The organism is Mesorhizobium sp. M0145, from assembly GCF_040322355.1.
Taxonomy (GTDB): Bacteria; Pseudomonadota; Alphaproteobacteria; order Rhizobiales; family Rhizobiaceae; genus Mesorhizobium.
The window spans coordinates 110,441-130,725 of sequence record NZ_JAMYTK010000013.1 but is presented as its reverse complement, the minus strand read 5'-3'; the positions used below and the strand labels follow the sequence as shown (position 1 = coordinate 130,725).

17 protein-coding genes and 1 pseudogene are annotated in these 20,285 nt (G+C 61.4%); 9 read left to right on the top strand and 9 right to left on the bottom strand.

Features of this window, described 5'->3' with window-relative positions; translation table 11 throughout:
• From NKJ28_RS19665 to NKJ28_RS19645, 5 genes are all read left to right on the top strand, one after another.
• A complete protein-coding gene (locus NKJ28_RS19665) occupies nt 1–1,182 on the top strand; it encodes a glycosyltransferase family 9 protein (RefSeq protein WP_023674979.1) in 1,182 nt (393 codons plus the stop codon).
• Nucleotides 1,183–1,191: 9 nt separating this feature from the next.
• The gene (locus tag NKJ28_RS19660) at nt 1,192–2,379 is read left to right on the top strand and encodes a glycosyltransferase family 9 protein (protein ID WP_352636739.1); all 1,188 of its coding nucleotides are present in this window, start codon (nt 1,192–1,194) and stop codon (nt 2,377–2,379) included.
• Nucleotides 2,369–3,547, top strand: coding sequence for a glycosyltransferase family 9 protein (locus NKJ28_RS19655; protein ID WP_352636738.1), 1,179 nt, complete (start codon nt 2,369–2,371; stop codon nt 3,545–3,547). The genes NKJ28_RS19660 and NKJ28_RS19655 overlap by 11 nt, the downstream gene beginning before the upstream one ends.
• A gap of 300 nt (nt 3,548–3,847) precedes the next feature.
• Complete coding sequence (locus NKJ28_RS19650) at nt 3,848–4,663, top strand: sulfotransferase domain-containing protein (RefSeq protein ID WP_352636737.1); 816 nt, start codon at nt 3,848–3,850, stop codon at nt 4,661–4,663.
• A complete protein-coding gene (locus NKJ28_RS19645) occupies nt 4,657–5,352 on the top strand; it encodes a sulfotransferase family protein (protein WP_352448858.1) in 696 nt (231 codons plus the stop codon). Before NKJ28_RS19650 ends, NKJ28_RS19645 begins: the two co-directional genes overlap by 7 nt.
• 30 nt (nt 5,353–5,382) lie before the next feature.
• On the opposite strand, the gene NKJ28_RS19640 is transcribed toward NKJ28_RS19645, so the two are convergent.
• A complete protein-coding gene (locus NKJ28_RS19640; protein WP_156937290.1) occupies nt 5,383–6,780 on the bottom strand; it encodes a glycosyltransferase family 2 protein in 1,398 nt (465 codons plus the stop codon).
• On the opposite strand from NKJ28_RS19640, the gene NKJ28_RS19635 reads away from it, so the two are divergent.
• From NKJ28_RS19635 to NKJ28_RS19620, 4 genes are all read left to right on the top strand, one after another.
• On the top strand, nt 6,697–7,752 hold the full coding sequence (locus tag NKJ28_RS19635) for a glycosyltransferase family 4 protein (protein WP_210164203.1): 1,056 nt from the start codon (nt 6,697–6,699) through the stop codon (nt 7,750–7,752). The two genes, NKJ28_RS19640 and NKJ28_RS19635, sit on opposite strands and share 84 nt — an antisense overlap.
• 113 nt (nt 7,753–7,865) lie before the next feature.
• The gene (locus NKJ28_RS19630; RefSeq protein ID WP_023674986.1) at nt 7,866–8,639 is read left to right on the top strand and encodes a glycosyltransferase family 2 protein; all 774 of its coding nucleotides are present in this window, start codon (nt 7,866–7,868) and stop codon (nt 8,637–8,639) included.
• 108 nt (nt 8,640–8,747) lie between these two features.
• Complete coding sequence (locus tag NKJ28_RS19625) at nt 8,748–9,470, top strand: glycosyltransferase (RefSeq protein WP_352568663.1); 723 nt, start codon at nt 8,748–8,750, stop codon at nt 9,468–9,470.
• Between the two features lie 273 nt (nt 9,471–9,743).
• Nucleotides 9,744–10,781, top strand: a complete 1,038-nt coding sequence (locus NKJ28_RS19620; protein ID WP_352456718.1) for a phosphatidylglycerol lysyltransferase domain-containing protein — start codon at nt 9,744–9,746, stop codon at nt 10,779–10,781.
• 590 nt (nt 10,782–11,371) lie between these two features.
• Here the strand turns inward: NKJ28_RS19620 and NKJ28_RS19615 are convergent.
• From NKJ28_RS19615 to NKJ28_RS19580, 8 genes and pseudogenes are all read right to left on the bottom strand, one after another.
• Nucleotides 11,372–12,448: an ABC transporter ATP-binding protein gene (locus NKJ28_RS19615; protein WP_352636736.1), complete on the bottom strand. Its 1,077-nt coding sequence runs from the start codon at nt 12,446–12,448 to the stop codon at nt 11,372–11,374.
• Complete coding sequence (locus NKJ28_RS19610) at nt 12,445–13,245, bottom strand: ABC transporter permease (protein ID WP_352448865.1); 801 nt, start codon at nt 13,243–13,245, stop codon at nt 12,445–12,447. Before NKJ28_RS19610 ends, NKJ28_RS19615 begins: the two co-directional genes overlap by 4 nt.
• Before the next feature lies 1 nt (nt 13,246).
• Complete coding sequence (locus NKJ28_RS19605; RefSeq protein WP_023674991.1) at nt 13,247–14,107, bottom strand: ABC transporter permease; 861 nt, start codon at nt 14,105–14,107, stop codon at nt 13,247–13,249.
• A gap of 66 nt (nt 14,108–14,173) precedes the next feature.
• On the bottom strand, nt 14,174–15,193 hold the full coding sequence (locus tag NKJ28_RS19600) for an ABC transporter substrate-binding protein (RefSeq protein ID WP_023674992.1): 1,020 nt from the start codon (nt 15,191–15,193) through the stop codon (nt 14,174–14,176).
• 84 nt (nt 15,194–15,277) lie between these two features.
• On the bottom strand, nt 15,278–16,753 hold the full coding sequence (locus NKJ28_RS19595) for an aldehyde dehydrogenase (RefSeq protein ID WP_023674993.1): 1,476 nt from the start codon (nt 16,751–16,753) through the stop codon (nt 15,278–15,280).
• Nucleotides 16,750–17,808: an LLM class flavin-dependent oxidoreductase gene (locus tag NKJ28_RS19590; RefSeq protein WP_023674994.1), complete on the bottom strand. Its 1,059-nt coding sequence runs from the start codon at nt 17,806–17,808 to the stop codon at nt 16,750–16,752. Before NKJ28_RS19590 ends, NKJ28_RS19595 begins: the two co-directional genes overlap by 4 nt.
• 5 nt (nt 17,809–17,813) lie before the next feature.
• Nucleotides 17,814–19,599 (bottom strand): annotated as a pseudogene (locus tag NKJ28_RS19585) (alpha/beta fold hydrolase).
• Entirely contained in the window at nt 19,592–20,179 is a 588-nt protein-coding gene (locus NKJ28_RS19580; RefSeq protein WP_352636735.1) for an amino acid synthesis family protein, read from the bottom strand. Before NKJ28_RS19580 ends, NKJ28_RS19585 begins: the two are co-directional and overlap by 8 nt.
• Between the last annotated feature and the right edge of the window lie 106 nt (nt 20,180–20,285).

The following is a 20,285-nucleotide window of genomic DNA, read 5'->3' as shown; positions in this document are numbered from 1 at the left end:
ATGACCAGCTTTTATCACGGTTCCTATGTCCGGTATGTGATTGGTGGACTGGGCCTTCAGGTGCGCCGGTACAAAAAGGCGGTGCGCAGGTTGTTTTCCGGTCCCAAGCAGCCTCGTTCCATTCTTGAGCTGCAGGCCAAGGTTGAGGCCCTGATCGTGCGCAGGGACTGGAAAGGCCTTGAAGCAGGTACCAATGAGATGGCTGTCACGGCCGATCATAATCGCGACCCGGAGCTGATGCAGAAGGCGGGCCAGGCGTTCGAACGCCTTGGCAACTTTGCGCGGGCAGCTGAGCTTCGGCTTTCCGCTCGCCGGCTGCGGAAAGGGAAGAGCGCCAACGAGTGGACCGGCGAGAATCTCGGATCGGATACACTGCTGATCGATCTTGTGGAGGATGACCCGCGCAGCCTTGGCCGGGTTATCCGCCACGCGCGACTGGCCGGCGCTGCCGCTGCCTATGCCCAAAGCGCAACAATTCGGGTCGAGCCGCGCCTGGTATCAATTCTGCAGCGAACGTTCCCGAAGGCGACCGTGGTCCCGGCGCAGCGGGATGTGGTCGGCGACAAACACGCGACTTTCGAAGATCTCGCCTGGGTGTTCGGACGCGACGCCGAAAAGCTTGCTGCCGACTTCGTACCGCTGCGGGCAGATCCTGAACTCGTCGAGGCATTCCGCAAGCGCTATCGCTCGATGACGGATCTGCCGCTGGTCGGTCTCTCCTGGGGCAGCAAGTCCCACACCAAGGACGTGCCTGATTTTCCTGAATGGGCACGGTTCATCGCCCAGACACAAGCGACATTCGTTTCGCTCCAGTACGGACAGATCAAGCCGGCGTTGCGGCGCCTTCGCAACGGCAACGACGCGCGTCTGATCTTTGACGACAGCGTCGACCAAATGGTCGACATGGACCGTTTCGCCGCACAGGTCGCCGCACTCGATGCTGTCGTGACGATCAGCAATACGGCGGCCCATCTTGCCGGAGCCATTGGCGTGCCGACTGTTTTCCTCATCGACGATAATTTTCAGACGGCATGGCCGGTGACCGGCGACCGGACACCCTGGTATCCGAAGGGCATTGTCATTCGCAAGGAGGGACGCCCTTGGTCGCTGGTGCTCGACGAGGCCGGCCGGCGGCTCTCGTCGATCCTGACGACGCTTTCCGACGCTCCCCGAGGACGATAGAACATCGCCGTGCAGAACAGACGAACCATCCTTCAGAAGGCAAAAACCGCCGATCTGCGCCCGCAAGGCGCCGTCGGCAAGCGGCTGCAGAAGGTTCTCGAGCGGGCAAAGGAACTTCTTAGACGTCCTTCGCGCCACGCCGACGAAAGTGCCGAAAGGCATATGAGGCTGATGGAGGAAAGCGTGCAGCGTGGTGACTGGCAAACTGCTCGCGACCATGCACTGGCGCTTGGCGCGCTTGGTGAGCAGCTTGGCGATCTCGGCCTGATCAAGAAAGCGGGGCGCGGACTGAGGCGTCTCGACGGAGGAAATCGCATCTGGCAGTTGATGGCGGCGAGCAAGCAGCTGCGCGGCAGGCCCGATTGGGATGGCAGTGATCTTGCGGGTCGCACGCTTCTCGTCGATCGTCGCGAAGGCGACCTGGCGATCTTTTTCCAGTTCGCATCTTTGCTTGGTCCAGCAGCTGCGGCTGCCGGTCGATGCATCGTCTTCGTCGAGCCGCGACTGGCACCGCTTTATCGCAGAACATATCCTGCGCTCGATGTCAGGATTGAAGGGGAAGAGGACATGGCGGCGGTGGACGCTGATGTCGTTGCCGGTTTCGAGACACTCGCAAAGCATTTCTGGCCGGACGACCCGGCGGCACGCGCGCCCTTCGTTCCGCTGGAGCCGGACCGCCGACTGGTTGCCGAGCTGCGCGGCACCTATCTCGATGGCGGCCCAGGTCCCCTGATCGGATTTGCCTGGGGAAGCCTCAACAAGAGCAAGGATCTGCCGGCCCTGGACGATTGGCGGACGCTGTTCAGCAGCCTGCCGGGGCGCCTCGTCAGCTTGCAATATGGCGATGTCGGGCCAGCCCTCTCCGAGTTCGAGCGCCACGCGCCGGGGCGCATCATCCATGACGCTTCCGTCGACCAGTTGACGGACATGGACCGCTTTGCCGCTCAAATTGCGGCGCTCGACGCGGTGGTGACGATCAGCAATACCGGCGCCAACCTGGCCGGAGCGCTCGGCGTGCCGACGATTGTCATGCTCGACGACGGGTTTCGACTGTCCTGGCCTGCCTTCGGCGAGACCGTCGCCGCATATCCGAGCGTTCGACTGGTCAGAAAAGGCGGCCGAGCCTGGGCGTCGGCAGTGCAGGAAGCAGGCGGACGGGTCATGCAAATCATCGGCGGAGCTGGCGATGGAAGGTAGCCTACTTCTCGGCCGGTTGCGCCGCGCTGTCGCGCTTGCAGGCTACAAATACAAGGTCTGGTTCCGACGTCACCGCCGGCAGCTCTTCCTTCGCTGGCGCGACGGCGGCATTGCCGATCAGATGGCGGATTATCGGCGAAGCGTCGAATCCCGCGATTGGCCGGCGGCACTGCCGAAAGCCCTGGCTCTTGGATCCATTGCGAAGTCGAGGGGCGAGGTCCACCTGATCGACGAGCTCAGCAAGGCGCTGATGCGGATGGGCGCTTATGGCGCAGCCGCCGAACTCAGGATCGCCCGACGCCACATCGTCAACGGCCGCGTCGATGGCGAGTGGCTGGGCCAGGATATTTCTGGCCAGACACTGCTGATCGATCTGATGGAAACCGAAAAGCAGGGTCTGGCCACCGCGATCCATCATGCGAGTTCCGTCGGCTGTGCCCTGGGGCGCGCCGCCCGTTCGATCGTGCTGGTCGAGCGCCGCCTGGTACCGCTCTTTCAGCGCACTTTTCCGACCGCCGATGTGCGGCCGGTCGGCGCTGGCGGCAAGGCCGCCTATGCCGAGGCGCAGGCCTTCGCCGGCGTCCAGCATCTGACAGCCGTTTTCGAAACCGACGAGGCGACGATCCGCGAGCATTTCGTGCCCCTTAAGCCGGATCCGGCCCGGGTCGCTGAACTTCGCGCCCGCTACCGGAAGGAAGGACGGCCGTTGGTCGGTATCGCATGGGGCAGCTCCAATCCCGGCAAAGACCTGCCGCCGCTTGCCGCCTGGCGAAACCTGATCGGCCGACCGGACCTCCGGTTCGTCTCGCTGCAGTACGGCCAGATCGAGACCGATCTGAAGATCCTGACCGACGGTGAGCCGGAGCGCATTCTTCATGACAGATCGGTCGATCAGCTCGTCGACATGGATCTTTTCGCCGCGCAGGTTGCCGCGATGGACGCCGTGGTGACCATCAGCAATACCGGAGCGCATCTGGCCGGCGCGCTCGGCATCCCCTCGGTTTTCATTCTGGGCGACGGCTTCAAGCGCTCCTGGCCGGTCGAGGGCGACCGCACGCCCTACTATCCATCGGCCGTGCTGGTCTCGAAACGGGAACGCCCCTGGTCCGTGGTGATGGGCGAGGCCGAGTCCATTCTGGCGCCATGGCTCACAAAAGTGAGTGGCTAATGCATGTCGTCCGAAAGCGCGTCACTGAATACGCTTCGACGCGATGCGCATTAAGGATTCGGCCGCCGGACCGCGGAATGGAGCGCCCGTGTCGAACAGTCGTCGCAACAGGCCAAAAAACATAAGGCATTCCGAACCGGGATATAGTAAAGGCCAATTCGCCCCGCAGAGGATCGCAATTCTTGCTGGCATTTCTGCCTTGTGTTCGAATTAGCCGTAGGCTTAGGCGCCCAGTAATGGGGTTGGTCTGGCCGGCAGCGGTTCGGGCGCCAGCTCTGATAATCTAAAGGAGGTCTCTCCATGTCCTTTCTAAACATGTCCTTTCTAAAATTTTTCCAGGCCAAAGCGCCGCCTCTTCCTCTTATCGTATCCTTTCCAAAATCGGGGCGCACGTGGCTACGTGTCATGCTGGACGATCTCGGAGTTGAAGTTCAATACATTCACGACGGAACCGACCACAAGTTACTTCGACCGATATCGGGCCTCAAGGAGAATAAATCTCGATACAAGAAGAGAAGAACAATAATGCTTGTTCGCGATCCAAGAGATACGGTGGTCTCAGGGTACTTTCAGGTTCAGAAGCGCCACATGCTTCCAGCGGGATCGTTCAGCGATTTTATCAGAAGCGACAATCATGGGATTGAAAAGATCATCAGATTTAATCTGCATTGGTTCGCGGCCATGCCCCGGATGCGCGAAATCCGGTATCTTCAATATGAAGATATGCATCGGGATACGGCTGGTGTCCTTCGCGCCATCCTTGGATTCCTGAACCAGCAGGCTGACGATCGGACGCTTGTCGAGGTGGCGAACAACCGAACGTTCGACAAGATGAAAGTGAGTGAATCGACCGGTGATCTGTCCGATCGATACGGCAAGATATTACAGCCGCGCGATGCGAATGATCCCGAAAGCTTCAAGGTGCGCAAGGGCAAGATAGGCGGTTACGGCGAATATCTTTCCGAGGACGACGTGGCCTATTGTGACGAGCAGTTGGCTAAGTTCGAATATTGGGAGAAGCTGGACAAGGTTTTTAGCACGAACGGCTTGTGCTACGCTCGCGTCGATAACCGCGTCCGGGTCGCCTTGGGTCAGGGAGCATTGCCGACATGGTGATGCGGACCGGATTCATTTGCGGCTGCGGCCATAGCGGGACGACGTTGATTGCGACGATCCTTGCGTCGCATCCCGACGTCTACCTGCCGCTCCAGGAAACCAACATTTTCTTCAAGTGGACGCCACTGGCCATGTTCCGCTTCTGGAAACTGAAGCGGGCGGCGCTCGATGCTGGAAAGAACGTGCTGCTTGAAAAAACACCGCGGCATATCCGCCGTGTCGCCCGCATTCGCCGGCTCGTGCCCGGCGCGCGTTTCGTCATGCCGGTGCGAGATGGGCGCGACGTCGTAGCGTCCCTGATCAAACGACTTGGCGACCCAGCGGAGGCTCTCGACCGCTGGATCAACGACAATGCGCTGGTTCTTGCGGAACGGGGAAAGCCGGATGTGCTGATCTATCGCTATGAGGACCTGGTCGAGAATCCGGCCAAAGTCGTCGAGCAGATATGCGGCTTTCTCGATGTAACCTTCAGCCCGGATCTCCTCGACTATCACAAGAACCCGCAGCAGTGGTTCAAGCCGACCGACGCCAGCGGCGAGACGCCGCATGCGGTGCTCCGGAACCAACAGGTCAATCAGCCGATCTATGACGGGAGCGGAAGATGGCGCTCCGAACTTGGAAACGCCGAGCTACAGGACCTGGTACAAGGACGAGGTGCCCAGCTTATGAAAGCATTCGGTTATGCATGATGTCGGTTCGGCATCTGCTTGAAATGCCGTCTACCAATCAATTTTGTCGATCAAACCCGTTTTGAACAGGCTGTGAGCTCCTTCGTACAGCATTGACTGTTCGCTCATCGCGCTGAGAGCGGCTTTACCGCTCGATACCTCATGATACTGGCGATATTTGGAAGCGCCGTTCCAATACTGACCTTCCGCCACCGCGACCTGCGCCTTGTCGTTGAAATCGGCGAAGAACTTGAAATGAAGCAGGCCAGCCAATCCCTTTATATAGTTTCGCCAGTAGGGCAGCGGTGAGTGAATCGACGTAAAAATCGTCTGGCGATCAACATATATCAGAGGAAACTTGGTCAACTTGTGCTGCCTGGCGAAAAGCCGGGTTCTCGGGCCGCCTGTGATCTTGAGATGCCGGGGGCTCCTCGTCACCTCATAGCCGCTGCCGTCGAAATGGTCCGCAACTTGCCATGGCGGCACGATGGGATCGAAGGGTACGTCCCAGATGTTTCCGCTCGGATACATGTCGATCATCGGCGCCAGCAGGCGTGTCATTCCGCGCCGCTTGAGCCAGTCGGCCATCGCACCGAGCGGATGCTGATCCATACCGTCATAGACAAGATATTCGTCCGCATCCACGGTCAGATACCAGCGAGGCTGACCATAGATCTGCACAATCCGCTGACGCCAAAGGTTTCCCAGGTCCGACTGCGAATAGGTGATCGGCGAGCTGAATAGATCGACATCTGGCTGCTCGGCCAGAAGCTCAGCTGTTCCGTCTGTCGAGCGGTCATCGAGGACGGCGAATCTGGTGACGCCGAGTTCGCGATAGTGCTTCAGGAACGGGCGTAGCCTGTCCGCCTCGTTGCGGATGACGAGGATCAAAGGCAGGTCATTCGCTTTAAGGGGCGTTATCGGCCGCAGCGATGACACTTCTGCCCGTCTTCCGAAGGTGTGTCTCAGCCGATATATGGCGGTGTCGGTAATCGTCCGGCGGACAATGGCGGGCCAGGTTGCTTTGCTCAAGCCATCGATTCCCCTCATGGCGGTCACCGCCCGGCTGGAGCTGGCGCTGATCCGCTGTTTGCAGTTAATTTCTACATGCAGCACCGTTAGGCAAATCGCAAGCAGTTGCGGACAATGGACACAGGCCTGTTCTGAGTTCCGGCGGGTGAGCTTTCCAAGTGTTGCCGATGCGAGCTGGCCTCTATAGACATCGTCAGATGGCAACAAGGCCGGAGCCCAGACCCCATGTACGCCGGCATTCGTGGCACCGAAATTCAATTCGACAGGCCGCTCCTGTTCGTGCGCCAGCGTTATGCGCCTTTCGGTGGCGGCGAGATCATGTTGGAAAACATCATGGCCGCATTCGCCGCGCGTCAGCGGCGGGTGGCCGTGCTGTCCGGCGACTGGCCGCGTTATGAAGGCATCGAGTTCATCCATTGTGCCGGCCGCCGGTTTCCGCGTTCGCTGCGGGCGACGTCCTTTGCTCAAGCTGCCTGCCGCAAGATCGCCGAGATGCCGCCGGCGCTGGTGCAGAGCAACGATCGCCTCCCGTGCTGCGATGTCTTCCGGGCCGGGGAGGGCGTTCATGCCGCCTATCTTGCCGAGCGGCGGCGTTTCGAGACGCGGCTTGGCAGGGCGGCAATGGCGCTGAGCCCCTTTCACCGCCAGACGCTGCGCCTTGAACGTGCAACCTACGCCAGCCCGAGGCTCAAAGCTGTCATTGCCATTTCGAAGATGGTGGCAGAGGACATTGTCCGTCACTACGATTATCCGGCGGAAAATGTGCACCATATTCCCAACGGGGTGGATCTCGACCGCTTCAACCCGCAGCTGCGCCAGCAGCATCGGGCGACAATCCGCGCGCGGCTCGACGTCGACGAAAACAGGCCGGTCGTCCTGTTTGTCGGCTCGGGCTTTGCGCGAAAAGGACTTCTTGCACTGATGAAGGCGGTCGCTAGGCTCGATGGCGAGCCTGAATTGTGGGTCATCGGCCATGATTCGCGCGCCAACGCCTTCAGGCAGGCCGGTGACAGGCTCGGTCTCGGCGCACGGCTCAAGATGCTGGGGCCGCAGAAAGACATGCTGCCGTGGTACGGCGCGGCCGATATTGCCGTGCTGCCTTCCATCTATGATCCTTTCGGCACAGTGGTCATCGAAGCGATGGCCAGCGGCTTGCCCGCCGTGGTAAGCACCGGCTGTGGAGCGCGCGAGCTTGTCGAGCGGTTCGAGCCGACGCTCGTTTGCGATGCGGCCAGCGAAAGCGACCTCGCTGCAGCGCTCGCGCACGCGCTGCAGTTGTCGTCACGACCTGAGACCGCAGCCCGGGTGAGAGCGGCGGCCGAACACTATGATTTCAATGTCATGATCAAGCGAATGATGGCGCTGTATGAAGGCCTTGATCTGAAATGATTTTCGACTTTGTTGAATTAGGTTAGTACCCTCAGTGTGCTAACGGGCCGGGAGCCGATGCTGCAGATGCATTCGAATGACAGTGGCAGCTTTGATGCCGGAGCATTCTGACCGTGCCGGCGCTCTCGGTCATTATCATCACCCGCAACGAGGAGGCATCCATCGCGCAATGCCTTCGGTCGGTCCATTTTGCCGATGAGATCGTCGTTCTCGACAACAACAGCAGCGACAGAACCAGGGAGATTGCCGGTGCTCTGGGAGCAAAGGTTCTGATGACCGTTGATTGGCCCGGTTTTGGTGCGCAAAAAAACCGTGCGCTGGCCGCGGCAACGGGGGATTGGATCCTCTCGCTGGATGCCGATGAGTGGGTGGAGGCGCCGCTCGGCGCGGAAATAAGGGCCGCAATCGCCGACCCAAAAGCCAATGACGGCTTCGAAATACCGAGAAGATCGCGCTTTTGCGGGCACATTGTCCGCCATAGCGGCTGGTCGCCCGATCTGGTGCTCAGGCTCTTCCGTCGCCGCTCCGGGCGGTTCAGCGACGACACCGTGCACGAGAAGGTATTGGTGAACGGGAAGGTCAGCCGATTGTCCCGGCCGATCGAGCACGATTCCATTACCGACTTGGCAGATGCCCACGACAAGATCGGCCGGTACGCAGAAGCGTCCGCCGCGCAACTGCTTGCCGAGGGCAAAAAAAGCTCGATAGGCAAGGCGGTTTTGCGCTCGGTCTGGGCCTATGTGCGCAGCTATATTTTCCGGCTGGGATTTCTGGACGGTTCCATTGGTGCGATGGTGGCCGCGTATTCGGCCAGCTACACCTATCAGAAATGGGCCCGTGTCGCATTGGGAATGCGAGGCCCAGTCCACCCAAAAAAGCAACGCTGAGGCCAGGACAAATCTGTGAGAAACCGGCTTGGTTGACCGCAATTGTTGCCGAGCCATCGCCAACTAGTTAGTGTACGACCGTAAAAATCGAAAGCCAGGGTAGTGAATATGACTGATGCGTTTAGGGTATTTATCGGATGGGACAGCCGTGAGCCGATCGCGTACGACGTCGCGCGACACTCGCTGCTCAAACATGCGTCGGCGCCTGTCTCCGTCATTCCGATCAAACAGGACGAGATGCGTGCCCGCGGGCTATATTGGCGGGAAAAAGATCCGCTCGCCTCAACGGAGTTCACCTACACGCGCTTCCTCACGCCCTTTCTCGCCGACTACACGGGTTGGGCCCTGTTTTGCGATTGCGATTTCCTGTGGCTTGGTGATGTCGCAGGCCTGCTGAAATATACGGACTCGGACAAGGCGGTCTATTGCGTCCAGCATGACTATACGCCGAAGGCCACAACCAAGATGGATGGTGTGGTCCAGACGTCCTATCCTCGGAAAAACTGGTCGTCGCTGATGCTGTTCAATTGCGCGCATCCTTCGGTCAGATCGCTCACGCCAGAGGTCGTGAATCAGGAAAGTGGCGCCTATCTTCACCGAATGCAGTGGGTTGCCGACAAAGATTTGGGCTCATTGCCGGTAGAGTGGAATTGGCTCGAAGGTTGGAATGAAAAGCCTGCGGTCGGCACACCTAAGGCGGTCCACTATACCAGCGGCGGCCCGTGGTTTGCCGAATGGCAGAATGTCGACTACGCTGATTTGTGGATAGCAGAACGCGACGAGTTCCTGGCTTCCTATCAAGCGGAATCTTCGCAGAGCGCCGTTCGATAAGAACATCGTGTTGGCAGGTGACCTGGGCGCTTCCGAAAGTGGCATTGATTTTCGTGTCGCCAAGGGCGCAGCAACCAGCCGTCAGGCGCTGGGCGTCGACAACAATGCATGTTGCCGCCTGGGGGCGGGACCGAGGCAGATTGCGCCTACGAATCTGGCGGCTCCGGCCGGGTAAACATGCCGCGCTGAGATAAGGATCAGCTCGCGGCAATATGATCGGTTTTAGGGTCCGTCAGCTCTTTCATCGGCCTAGCCGGCACGCGAAAGTCGACCATGCCGTCACTGCGAAGACGCCTCGATCGTTTCCTGGAGAACCGCGGGCCTAAAATACCGCGGCTGCAGCTGAACCATGTCGAGCGCCTGGCGCTGGTCCGTCGCCACGGTGATTTTTCCCTTGCCTATTCGACCGCCGTGCAGAAGGGGCTTCACTACTTCGGCGATGCCCAGGGCTACATCGCTTACGGCAGCAAAACGCGACATCATTTCGCGCTCGGTGATCCAGTGGCTGCCCCGGCCGATCGGCGCGACTATATCAGACGTTTCATCGAGGTTGCCGGCAGCCCGTGGTTCGTGCAGATCGGCGACCAGACGGCGCGCGTGCTTGCCGGGCTTGGCTATCAGGTCAACCGCCTCGGCGTCGACACCAGGCTTGTCCTGCCCAGACACGACTTTTCCGGAAAGCGCAATGAGACAGTGCGCTATTCCGAACGCTGGCTCTTGAAGAAGGGTTTTTCCTTCGCAGAGGACAACGGGACTGTCTTCCTCGACGAGATTGCCAGGCTCTCCCAGAATTGGCGGGCCGACCGCATCGTCAAGCGCTGGGAGATGAGATTTCTCAACAGGCCCTTTGCCGATCACCTTGGCGTCGATATGCGCCGTTTCGTCCTGCACGGTCCGGATGGGGAGCTCGTGGCCTTGCTGGATTTCGATCCGCTGTTCAGCGACGGCAAGGTCATCGGCTACACCACCTCGTTCAAGCGCAAGCACATCGATGCCTCGGCGCATGCCGAGATCGGCCTGACCAAATTCGCGGTCGACCGCTTTCGCGATGAAGGTGTTTCCGTCGTCACCCTAGGCCTGTCGCCGCTTGTCGAAATCGGACCTAGCGGGTTTGCCGAAAGCGATTTCTGGCGGCACGCCTTCCAGCGTGCCTATGACTCCCTCTGGGTCAATCGCACCCGCTTCAATCTGCAGGGGCAGGCGGCCTTCAAGCGCCGGTTCCATGGTGTCGAAGAGCCGACCTATCTTGCCTTTCGCAAGGGGACCTTTTTCGAAGCGCTTTCTCTGCTCCGGCTGATCAGGGCCGTCTAGTGCCTAGTGACTGAGCGCTCGTCGTCTCCTAGTATGGTCGACCTCACACCGGTCAGGCTTGGTTGTTTAGGTGGGAAAGAAATGCCGCGGCGGGAAGCAAAAGACCGGCTGCGAACCGCCGGCCCATTCTGCGGCGTCCCCCAGTCCCGCCGGGGCACTTTTGGCAGGCTGAGAACGGCTCCGCGTCAGCGCCAAGGGGTCGGATTCACGGTTGCTGCAGCGTACCGCCAGGAATAACGAGGGTACCCTGGCCTGGCCTTGAGTATCTGAAGCCTATGAAGAACAAAGCAACGATGATCAAACAAATGACGATGACCGCGACGACGCTGCCAGGATGGTGTCCGGTATCTGGCGGTTGGACCATTGCCTTCCCGTATGGCTATCGCCGCTGACCTTCTTCATCTTCCAACCGAGCATGACGACTGTCAATGGATACAGGAGTTGCGCCCGCCATCCAATCAGCCGACTGCAGCGTCGATCACGTTGCGCGCTTGCTGACCGAAGCTGATGATGGACCTAACCACAGCTTGTTCCCAAGCACGCTTCCATCGCTGCGAAGCGTTGAAGGGCGGCGATCCACCGCGGCTTAGTCAGGCCGGAAACAGGAATGCAGCAGCGGGATCGAAAAAGACCTGCCGGCTGCAGGGCCACACATCCTGCGATTGCATGGCGGCGGTGGTCGGCCTGATGTCAACCTCCTGTCCAGCGGCGATGCGCGCGACGATCCGCCGGCGCTCGCCGTAAAATGCGATGTCGACGATCTCGACATTCAGTTCCGCGCTCGCCGGGCTCCGCTCCATGCTAAAGGCTTCGGGCCGGATCATCAGCCTGGTCTTCTGGCCTTTGCCGAACGTGCCGTTGGCCCTGACTCCGGATATGACCGAACCGTCTGTCATGCGGATCGTTGTCGTGCCGTTGGTGGTGCCGAGATGTTCGGCGGCGAGGAAATTCGAATTGCCGATGAAGCCGGCGACGAAATCGGTCGCCGGCCTGAGATAGAGATCCTCGCCGGTGCCGGTCTGCTCGATGCGGCCATCGTTGAACAGGGCGATTCGGTCCGACAGATGCAGCGCCTCTTCCTGATCGTGGGTGACGTAGAGAATGGTGACGCCGGTCTGGCGATGGATGCGGCGGATTTCGCCCTGGATTTCCTCGCGCAGCTTCTTGTCGAGCGCCGACAATGGCTCGTCCATCAAAAGGATCGGAGGATCGTAGGCCAGCGCCCGGGCCAGCGCGACGCGCTGCTGCTGGCCGCCCGACAGCGCACCGGGTAAGCGTCCGGCAAAGCTTTCGAGCCGCACCAGGGCCAGCATGTCGGCGACCTTTTTCTTCACATCGGCGTCCGGCCGGCGGCGAACCCGCAGCGGAAAAGCGACGTTTTCGGCCACCGTCAGATGCGGAAACAGCGTGTAGCGCTGGAAGACCATGCCGATGTTGCGCTTGTGCGAAGGCACTGCAAGCAGTGATTTTCCTTCCAGCAAGACATCGCCGGAAGTCGGGTCCTGAAAGCCGGCGATCGCGTAGAGCGTCGTCGATTTTCCCGAACCGGAGGGCCCGAGGAAGGTCAGGAACTCGCCCCTGGGAATGTCCAGCGTGACGTCGTGCACGGCGACGATCGCCCCGAACGCCTTGCGCAGATTGCGGATGGAGAGGAAAGGGTGGGTCATGTCCGGAACTTTCGCTGCAGCAGCGCCGTCATCACCATCAGGGCAAGCGTCAGCCCGACCAGCAGGCTGGAGGCAGCGGCGATCACCGGACTGAGGTCCGACCGCAGACTGCCCCAGATCTTGACGGGCAAGGTTTGCAAGCTGGGGCTGGCCATGAAGATCGCCACCACGACTTCGTCCCACGAGGCGAGGAACGAAAAAATCGCGGCGGAGAAGATGCCGATCCGGATCGACGGCAAGGTGATCCTGAGCCTGGCCTCGAGCGGGCTTGCCCCGCAGACGATTGCCGCGTCCTCGATCGACTTGTCGAACCCTTCGAGCGCGGTGGCGATCGGAATGATGGCGAAGGGCAGCGCCAGCACGGTGTGGGCGATGACGAAGCCGATGGTGGTGCCGCCGAGGCCAAGGCGAAGGAAGAAGGCGTAGATGGCGATGGCGAAGACAACGACGGGCAGAACCATCGGCGTCAGCAGCAGGCCGCGCAGGATCTCACGTCCGGCAAACCTTCCGCGAACCAGGGCAAAGGAGGCGAGCAGGCCGATCGCTACTGCCAGGATCGCCGTCATGGTGGCGATCCGAGCGCTGGTCAGCGCGGCGTCGAGCCAGGCCGGATCGGCAAAAAGCTCCTGGTACCATTTGAGCGTCCAGCCGGGCGGCGGAAAAGCCAGCCAGCGCGACGAGCCGAAGGAGAGCAGAACAATGAAGACCACCGGCAACAGAAGAAAGCCAGCGACCAGCGCGGTGAAGCCGAGCAGGGCAACCCGTAGCCAACCCATGCGGTCATAGTCGAGCAGCATCTCAGATGCCTCCGCTCGTGCGCCTGGCACCGACAAGGCGCAGCTGCAGTGCATAGAGAACCATGGTGACGACAAGCAGGATGAAGGCAGCGGCGCTGCCGAGCCCCCAGTTGAGCAGCGACTGGACCATCTGCGCGATCATTTCGGCAAGCATCATGTTCGACGTGCCGCCGAGCAGTGCCGGCGTTACGAAGTAGCCGAGCGACATGACGAAGACCATCAGGCCGCCGGCCGCGACGCCGGGCAGCGACAGCGGCACGAGGATACGGCGGAACGCCTGGAAAGGGCTTGCGCCGCACAGCGACGCCGCACGCAGCGTCATCGGATCGATCGCCCGTAACGTGCCGACCAGCGGCAGGATCATGAAGGGCAGCATGATATAGACCATGCCGATAGTGACGCCGGTGAGATTGTTGATGAGCGGCAGCGGGTGGTCGATGACGCCGATGGTCATCAGCGTCCGGTTGATGACGCCGGTACGCTGCAGGAGCACCATCCAAGCATAGGTGCGGGTGAGCAGGTTCGTCCACATCGACAGAATGATGATGCCGAAGATGATCGAGGCCAGTCCCGAAGGCATGATTGCCAGCATCCAGGCGACCGGAAAGGCGACAAGGACCGTGGCGACGGTGACCAACGCCGCGACCAGGAATGTGTTGAAGAACACCCGCGCATAGGTGCCGTCACCAAGCAGGGCAGCATAGTTCTGCAAGCCTGGCTCGGGCTCCGTGACACTGCGCAAAAGCAGCGCCAGCACGGGGATGACGAAGAACAGCATAATCAGAATCAGGGCCGGCAGCAGGCCATTGAGACCTGCCGGCACCCGCACCGTTCCAAAGTTCCGGCGTGTTTCGACCGACATGACAGCGACCCGGCTACGGGACGAGACGGCGCGAACCGTCTCGTCCATTGCGGTTCAAGGGCGGGCTTATTTCGCCTGCCAGGCATACCAGCGCGCGGCGATGGTGTCGCGATTGGCGGCCCAGTAGTTCATGTCGAGATTGATCTGCCCGCCGACATGAGCGTCCGGCAGCGATTTCACGGCATCGGCCGGCATCTCTGCCTTGGCCTTGGTATTGATCGGCGCATAACCGCTGGCTTCGGCAAATTTGGCCTGGCCGGCGGGGCTGCTCGCCGCGGCGAGGAATTTCATCGCCGTATCCTTGTTCTTGGCACCCTTCGGTACCACCAGAACGTCGGCTGCGGTCAGGTTCTGGTTCCAGGAGACGCCGACATCGGCGCCATCCTTGTCCAGTGCGAAGACGCGGCCGTTCCACAGCTGGCCGAACGTTGCTTCGCCGGATGCGATCAATTGCTGCGACTCCGCCCCGCCGCTCCACCAGACGATGTCCGACTTGATGGTGTCGAGTTTCTTGAAGGCGCGATCGAGATCCAGCGGATAGAGCTTGTCCGCCGGAACACCATCGGCCAGCAGCGCGATCTCGATGACACCGGGCGCCGACCATTTGTAGAAGGTCCGCTTGCCCGGGAACTTCGTCAGGTCGAACATGTCGGCCCAGCCGGCCGGTTCACCCGAAACGGCGCCCTTGTTCCAGGCGAGCACGAAGGAATAGTAGAAACTGCCGACGGCGTGATCGGTGGTGAAGCGCGGATCGAGGTCGGCCTTCGGCACGGTCTTGAAGTCGATCGGCTCGAGCAGACCGTCCTTGGCCGCCTTGATGGCGAAATCCATCTCGACGTCGACGACGTCCCAGTTGACACTGCCGCTGTCGATCATCGCCTTCAGCTTGCCGTAGTCGGTCGGGCCGTCCTGCATGACCTTGATGCCGGATGCAGCGGTGAACGGCTCGGCCCAGGATTTGGTCTGCGCTTCCTGGGTCGTCCCGCCCCAGCTGGTGAACACCATGTCCTCGGCCTTTGCGGCCGTCGTTGCCGGAACTGTCGTTGCAATAAATCCGGCAAGGAAGCCGGTGATGATCAGTTTCATTGTCGTTCTCCTCTGTTGTTTTCGTTGTTGTCTGTTCGCGATCGGTCGTTTTCGCCTTGATCGCGCATCTCCGGCCAGCGGCGGCTACCGCATGACAAAAGGATCGGGAATCGGGTCGTCGGAGGTGCGTATCCACACCGATTTCGAACGCGTGTAGTCGCGGATCGCATCGAGGCCGCCCTCGCGGCCGAGCCCGGATTGGCCGTAGCCGCCAAACGGAACCAGCGGCGAGACCGCCCGATAGGTGTTGATCCAGACCACGCCGGCATGGATGCCGCGCGCCATGCGGTGGGCTTTTGCCAGATTGGTGGTGAACACGCCGGACGCCAGGCCGAATTTCGTGTCGTTGGCGAGCGAAAGCGCTTCAGCTTCGCCGTCGAAGGCTAGCACACAGAGCACCGGGCCGAAGAGCTCTTCGCGCACGCAGGCAAGGGTCTGATCAGGCGCGTCGATAATCGTCGGCGCGTAATAGAAGCCGTCCGCCATGCCCGCGGGGCGAATGCCGCCGGTGACCAGTTGCCCGCCCGCGGCCAGGCTTTCAGCAATGATCTTCTCTATCCATTCGCGCTGGCGCGAGGTGGCGAGCGGTCCCATTTCGATCGCGGGATCCTGCGGATCGCCAATCCTGATCGCCTCGGCTTTGCGCTTGAGCCGGGCGAGGAATTCGTCCTTCACGGAGCGCTGGACCAGCAGCCGAGAGCCGGCGACGCAGCTCTGGCCGGTGGCAGCGAAGATGCCGGCAACGACCGCGTTGGCGGCGCTGTCCAGATCGGCATCGGCAAACACCACGACCGGGCTTTTGCCGCCGAGCTCGAGCGTCGTGAAAGCGAGGTTTTCCGCCGTATTCCTGACGATCTGCCGAGCGGTCGAGGGACCGCCGGTGAAGGCGACGCGGGCGACGAGCCGATGACTGGTCAGCCGGTGACCGCAATCGTGGCCGAAGCCGGTCAGGATGTTCACGGTCCCGGCGGGAAATCCCGCCTCATGGACGAGTTCGGCGAAGGCCAGCAACGGGGCAGGGCCGTCTTCCGATGCTTTCAGAACGATGGTGCAGCCGGCCGCCAGCGCCGGCCCGAGCTTGACGGCGGACAGGAAGAGCTGCGAGTTCCACGGCACAATGGCGGCTACGACGCCAATTGGCTCCGGCCGGATGGTCACTTCCATGTCGGCCTTGTCGATGGGGACAAACGAGCCCTCGTGCTTGTCGGCCAGCCCGCCATAATAGCGGTAATAGTCGCCGACATAGGCGATCTGGGCGCGGGTCTCGCGGATGATCTTGCCGGTATCGCGCGTCTCGAGTTCCGCCAGCCGGTCGGCATTGGCGACCACCAGATCGCCGAGCCGCACCAGAAGCTTGCCGCGTGCCGTTGCCGTCATTGCCGGCCACGTGCCGGAGCCAAGCGCCCGGTGAGCAGCTTCGACGGCGCGGTCGACGTCATCAGACGATGCAGCGGGCATCTTCGCCCATGGCGCGCCCGTCGAGGGATCGATGCTGTCGAAGGTCGCCGCCACTTCGACGAAGCTGCCGTCAATATAGTTCCTGAATTGAGTGGTGCTCATCGCAATCCAGCTTTCGGCTCGGAAAAGGCCGGCATCACCCTGTCGATGAAGAGCTGCAGCGATTTCTTCTTGCGCCGATGGGAAAGGCCGCTGTCGATCCAGATCGAATACTGATCGTAGCCGAGCGCTTCGTAGGCCTTCAGCCTGGCGATCACCTCGTCGGCTTCGCCAATGACCAGGTTCTGCTTGATCTTGTCAGGCGCATATTGCGGCATGGCCGCGATCTCGTCTTCGGTCAGCGCTTCCATTATGCCCTGGTGCACCGGCTTCTTGTTCTGGAACCAGGCGCCGAACTGGCAGTAGAACTGCGACAGATCCTGCGCGAGCCGGTCAGCCTCCGCGGCATCCTCGGCGACGAAAGTATGCATCAGCAGCATGATCTCCGGCCTTGGTACGTCGGGGTGGGCATTACACGCCGCGTTGAAACGCTCCATCAGGCTGGCCACTTCGCCATCGCCGGAGGCAAGCGGCGTCACCTGGACGTTGCATTTGCTGGAAACCGCAAAGTCGTGCGAGTTCGGATCGCGTGCGGCCACCCAGATCGGTGGATAAGGCTTTTGCAGCGGCTTGGGCGACGAGGTGGTTGAAGGAAACGACCAGAACTCGCCGGCGAGTTCGAAATCACCATCCCAAAGGCCCCGGATCGCCGGCACCATCTCGCGCATACGCTGGCCGGCACCCCAGGCCTCGAGGCCTGGGAAAAGCCGCTGGTATTCGTAAGCGTAGGCGCCGCGCGCAATGCCGATGTCGAGACGGCCGCCGGTGACGACGTCGGCCATCGCTGCTTCGCCGGCAAGCTTGATCGGGTGCCAGAACGGCGCGACGATGGTTCCTGTTCCGAGCCGGATGCGCCTGGTTTTGGCGGCGAGCCAGGCGATGTTGATGAACGGGTTCGGCGAGATGGTGAATTCCATCCCGTGATGCTCGCCGATCCAGGCAGTCTCGAATCCTGCCTCTTCCGCCTGCAAAACCAGCTCCTCCAGCTCGCCGACAAGCTCGGAATGCGGCTTTGCCAGATCCGATCGCTCCATGTGCACGAAAAGCGAAAACTTCATCGGTTTCACCCGCGGCCGGAAATAGGAATTTGAGAAGGCGCGGGCTTGGCGAGCGGCCGGACTTCGCCTTCGACCTCGTTGCCGACATAGACGCCGAATGCATCTTCCGTACGTTCGCGCGCATAGCGGGCAAGCATCGAACGCACTGCGGGATCGGCGATCTTCAGATCCGCGATCTTCTCGAGGTCGACAAGCCGCATCTGGCGATCGTCGGAATAGGATCCCTCGACCGTTCCGCGATAATAAACATGCGTGCGCCAGGGTTCGGCGGCATCGTCCCACACCGCGAACAGGAAGCCGAGCTGGGCGTCTATGGCCCTGGCGGCAAGGCGCCCTTTGAGGCTGCGCGCATCGTTGGGCGTGCCCAGTCCGCGCCCCGCAGGCAATTCATAAATCCCGTCGGCTGTTTGGACGAACAGCACACGGAATGGCGCCGACCTCCGTATCGGGGGGCGCCGCCGCCAGCGCCTCCTGGCTGAGGCCAGGCGTGACGTAGGTGCCTCTGCAATAACCGAGGGGCTGGGCTCCGTTGTGGCTGAAGTCGCGGACGCGGCCGATGAGGATCGAGTGATCGCCAGCATCGACCAGCTGCTCCATGCCGCAATCGAACACCGCAACGGAGCCGTCGATCAGCGGATTGCCGGTCCGGCCCGGTTGCCAGCTCACGGCCGCGAACTTGTCCGCTGCTTTGGAAGCGAAGATGCCGGAATGGGCCTTCTGGTCCTCTGACAGGATGTTGATGGCGAAACCTCTCGACGTCGAAAAAGCACTGTGCCCCAGCGCCCTCTTGGCGATGCAGACAAGCACCAGCGGCGGCTCGAGTGAGACCGAGGTGAAGGAGTTGGCGGTGAAGCCGCGCGGTTCGCCTTCCGCTCCGATCGTTGTGACGATGGTGACACCGGTCAGGAAGGAGCCGAGTGCGCGCCGGAATTCGCCGCTGTCAAAGACTGCATCCGTCTCCGGCCTCACGCCAGCGTCTCCTGCCGTGTCGAGAAATTCCATGATGTGTTTGGTCACTTTTTCAGGTGAAGCCATTGCCATCATGTGCCTTTCTCCATTGAGCACGAGGCATTGGCTGTGCGGCGCAAGCCTCGCCATCGCCGCCGACATGGCCGGGGTCGAATTGCTGTCCTGCGACCCGGTCATGAACAGGGCCGGTGCGGCAAGACCGGGGAGGGCACCGGCATGCTCGGCATCGGCACGGGCAAAGAGGCGATAGGTGCGCGCGTAGCCTTCGGGGTCGACCCTTTCAAGGGCGGCGCGCGCGGTAGAGGCCGCCCCGATAAGGTTCGCCGGCAGCGGGTCGCCGAACCAGCGGGCAAGCGTAGCCGCAATGGCGGAAGGGTTGCCATGGGTGCCGAGCGCGGCCGCACGCTCGCGTACGGCCTGCGCCAAGGCCGCGGGGCGGCGGAATACCGCATTGAGACAGACGATGGAGCGAACGCGCGAAGGGGTGCGAAGGGCGATCTCCAGAGCGACCAGCGCGCCCATCGAATGGCCAACGATCGACACCGACGCCACGCCAAGATGGTCGAGAAGGCGAACCGCCTGATCGGCGAAATCCGACAGGCTGGCTTCTTCCGGCGGCAGCGGTGAAACGCCGTGGCCGAGCATGTCGATGGCGATCAGGTCATGATGGTCTTTCATCGCCGCGATCTGATCGTGCCAGATCGCGGCGTTCATGCCGACACCGTGAATGAGCAGAACCGGCGCGCCGGAGCCGGCGCGGATGAAGCCGGTGCCGTCCGGAGCCGTGTCCCGGACCCATGCGGTGGCAGCGACGTCAGCCATGCAGGTCGCCGACCTCCTTGAGGTCCTGATAGCGGTCGCCGATACGATGGTGCGGGCGGCCGCCAATCGAAGCGCCAAGCGCCACTACCAGCTCATCGGGCGCGGGCGCGTCGCCGATTTGGAAATGTACGGTCAGATAGTGGGAGCGGCGGCCTTCGTCGTTCTTGTCCATCAGCGGGATCATGATCGGGGTGTTCGGCCCTCCGCGCAGATTGGTGAAGGCGAGATAGGTCTTGGCGCCGACCGCGCGACGGTAATGGTTGCCGAAATGCAGCGTATGGATCAGCGCCGATGCATGCTCGATCTCGCCCGCCGTGCCGCAGACCGCGGCCTTGCCGTAGCCCTCTATCGCGTCGCCGGAACCGGCGACGGCGATGATTTCGCGGGTCAGCAGTTCACCGAGGACGGGAGCAATGGCGCGGATCTCCGTCGACAGGTCGTCGGTGAAACCGCGGCCCGCCCAAGGGTTTGTCAGCACGGCGGCGACGCCGATCAGACGCAACGGTTTTGGGGCTTCCTTGCCGCCCTCGATTAACGTGTTCTCGATATAGGTGACGATCTTTCGAATGGCTGGTTTCATGAAGTCCTCGGTCGCCACGGCGCTGTGCAGCGCCGAAATCTTTACGTCATCTTATGGTATACCATACTATGGAGCACCAGAAGCCTTGTCAATCGGCTATGGAATC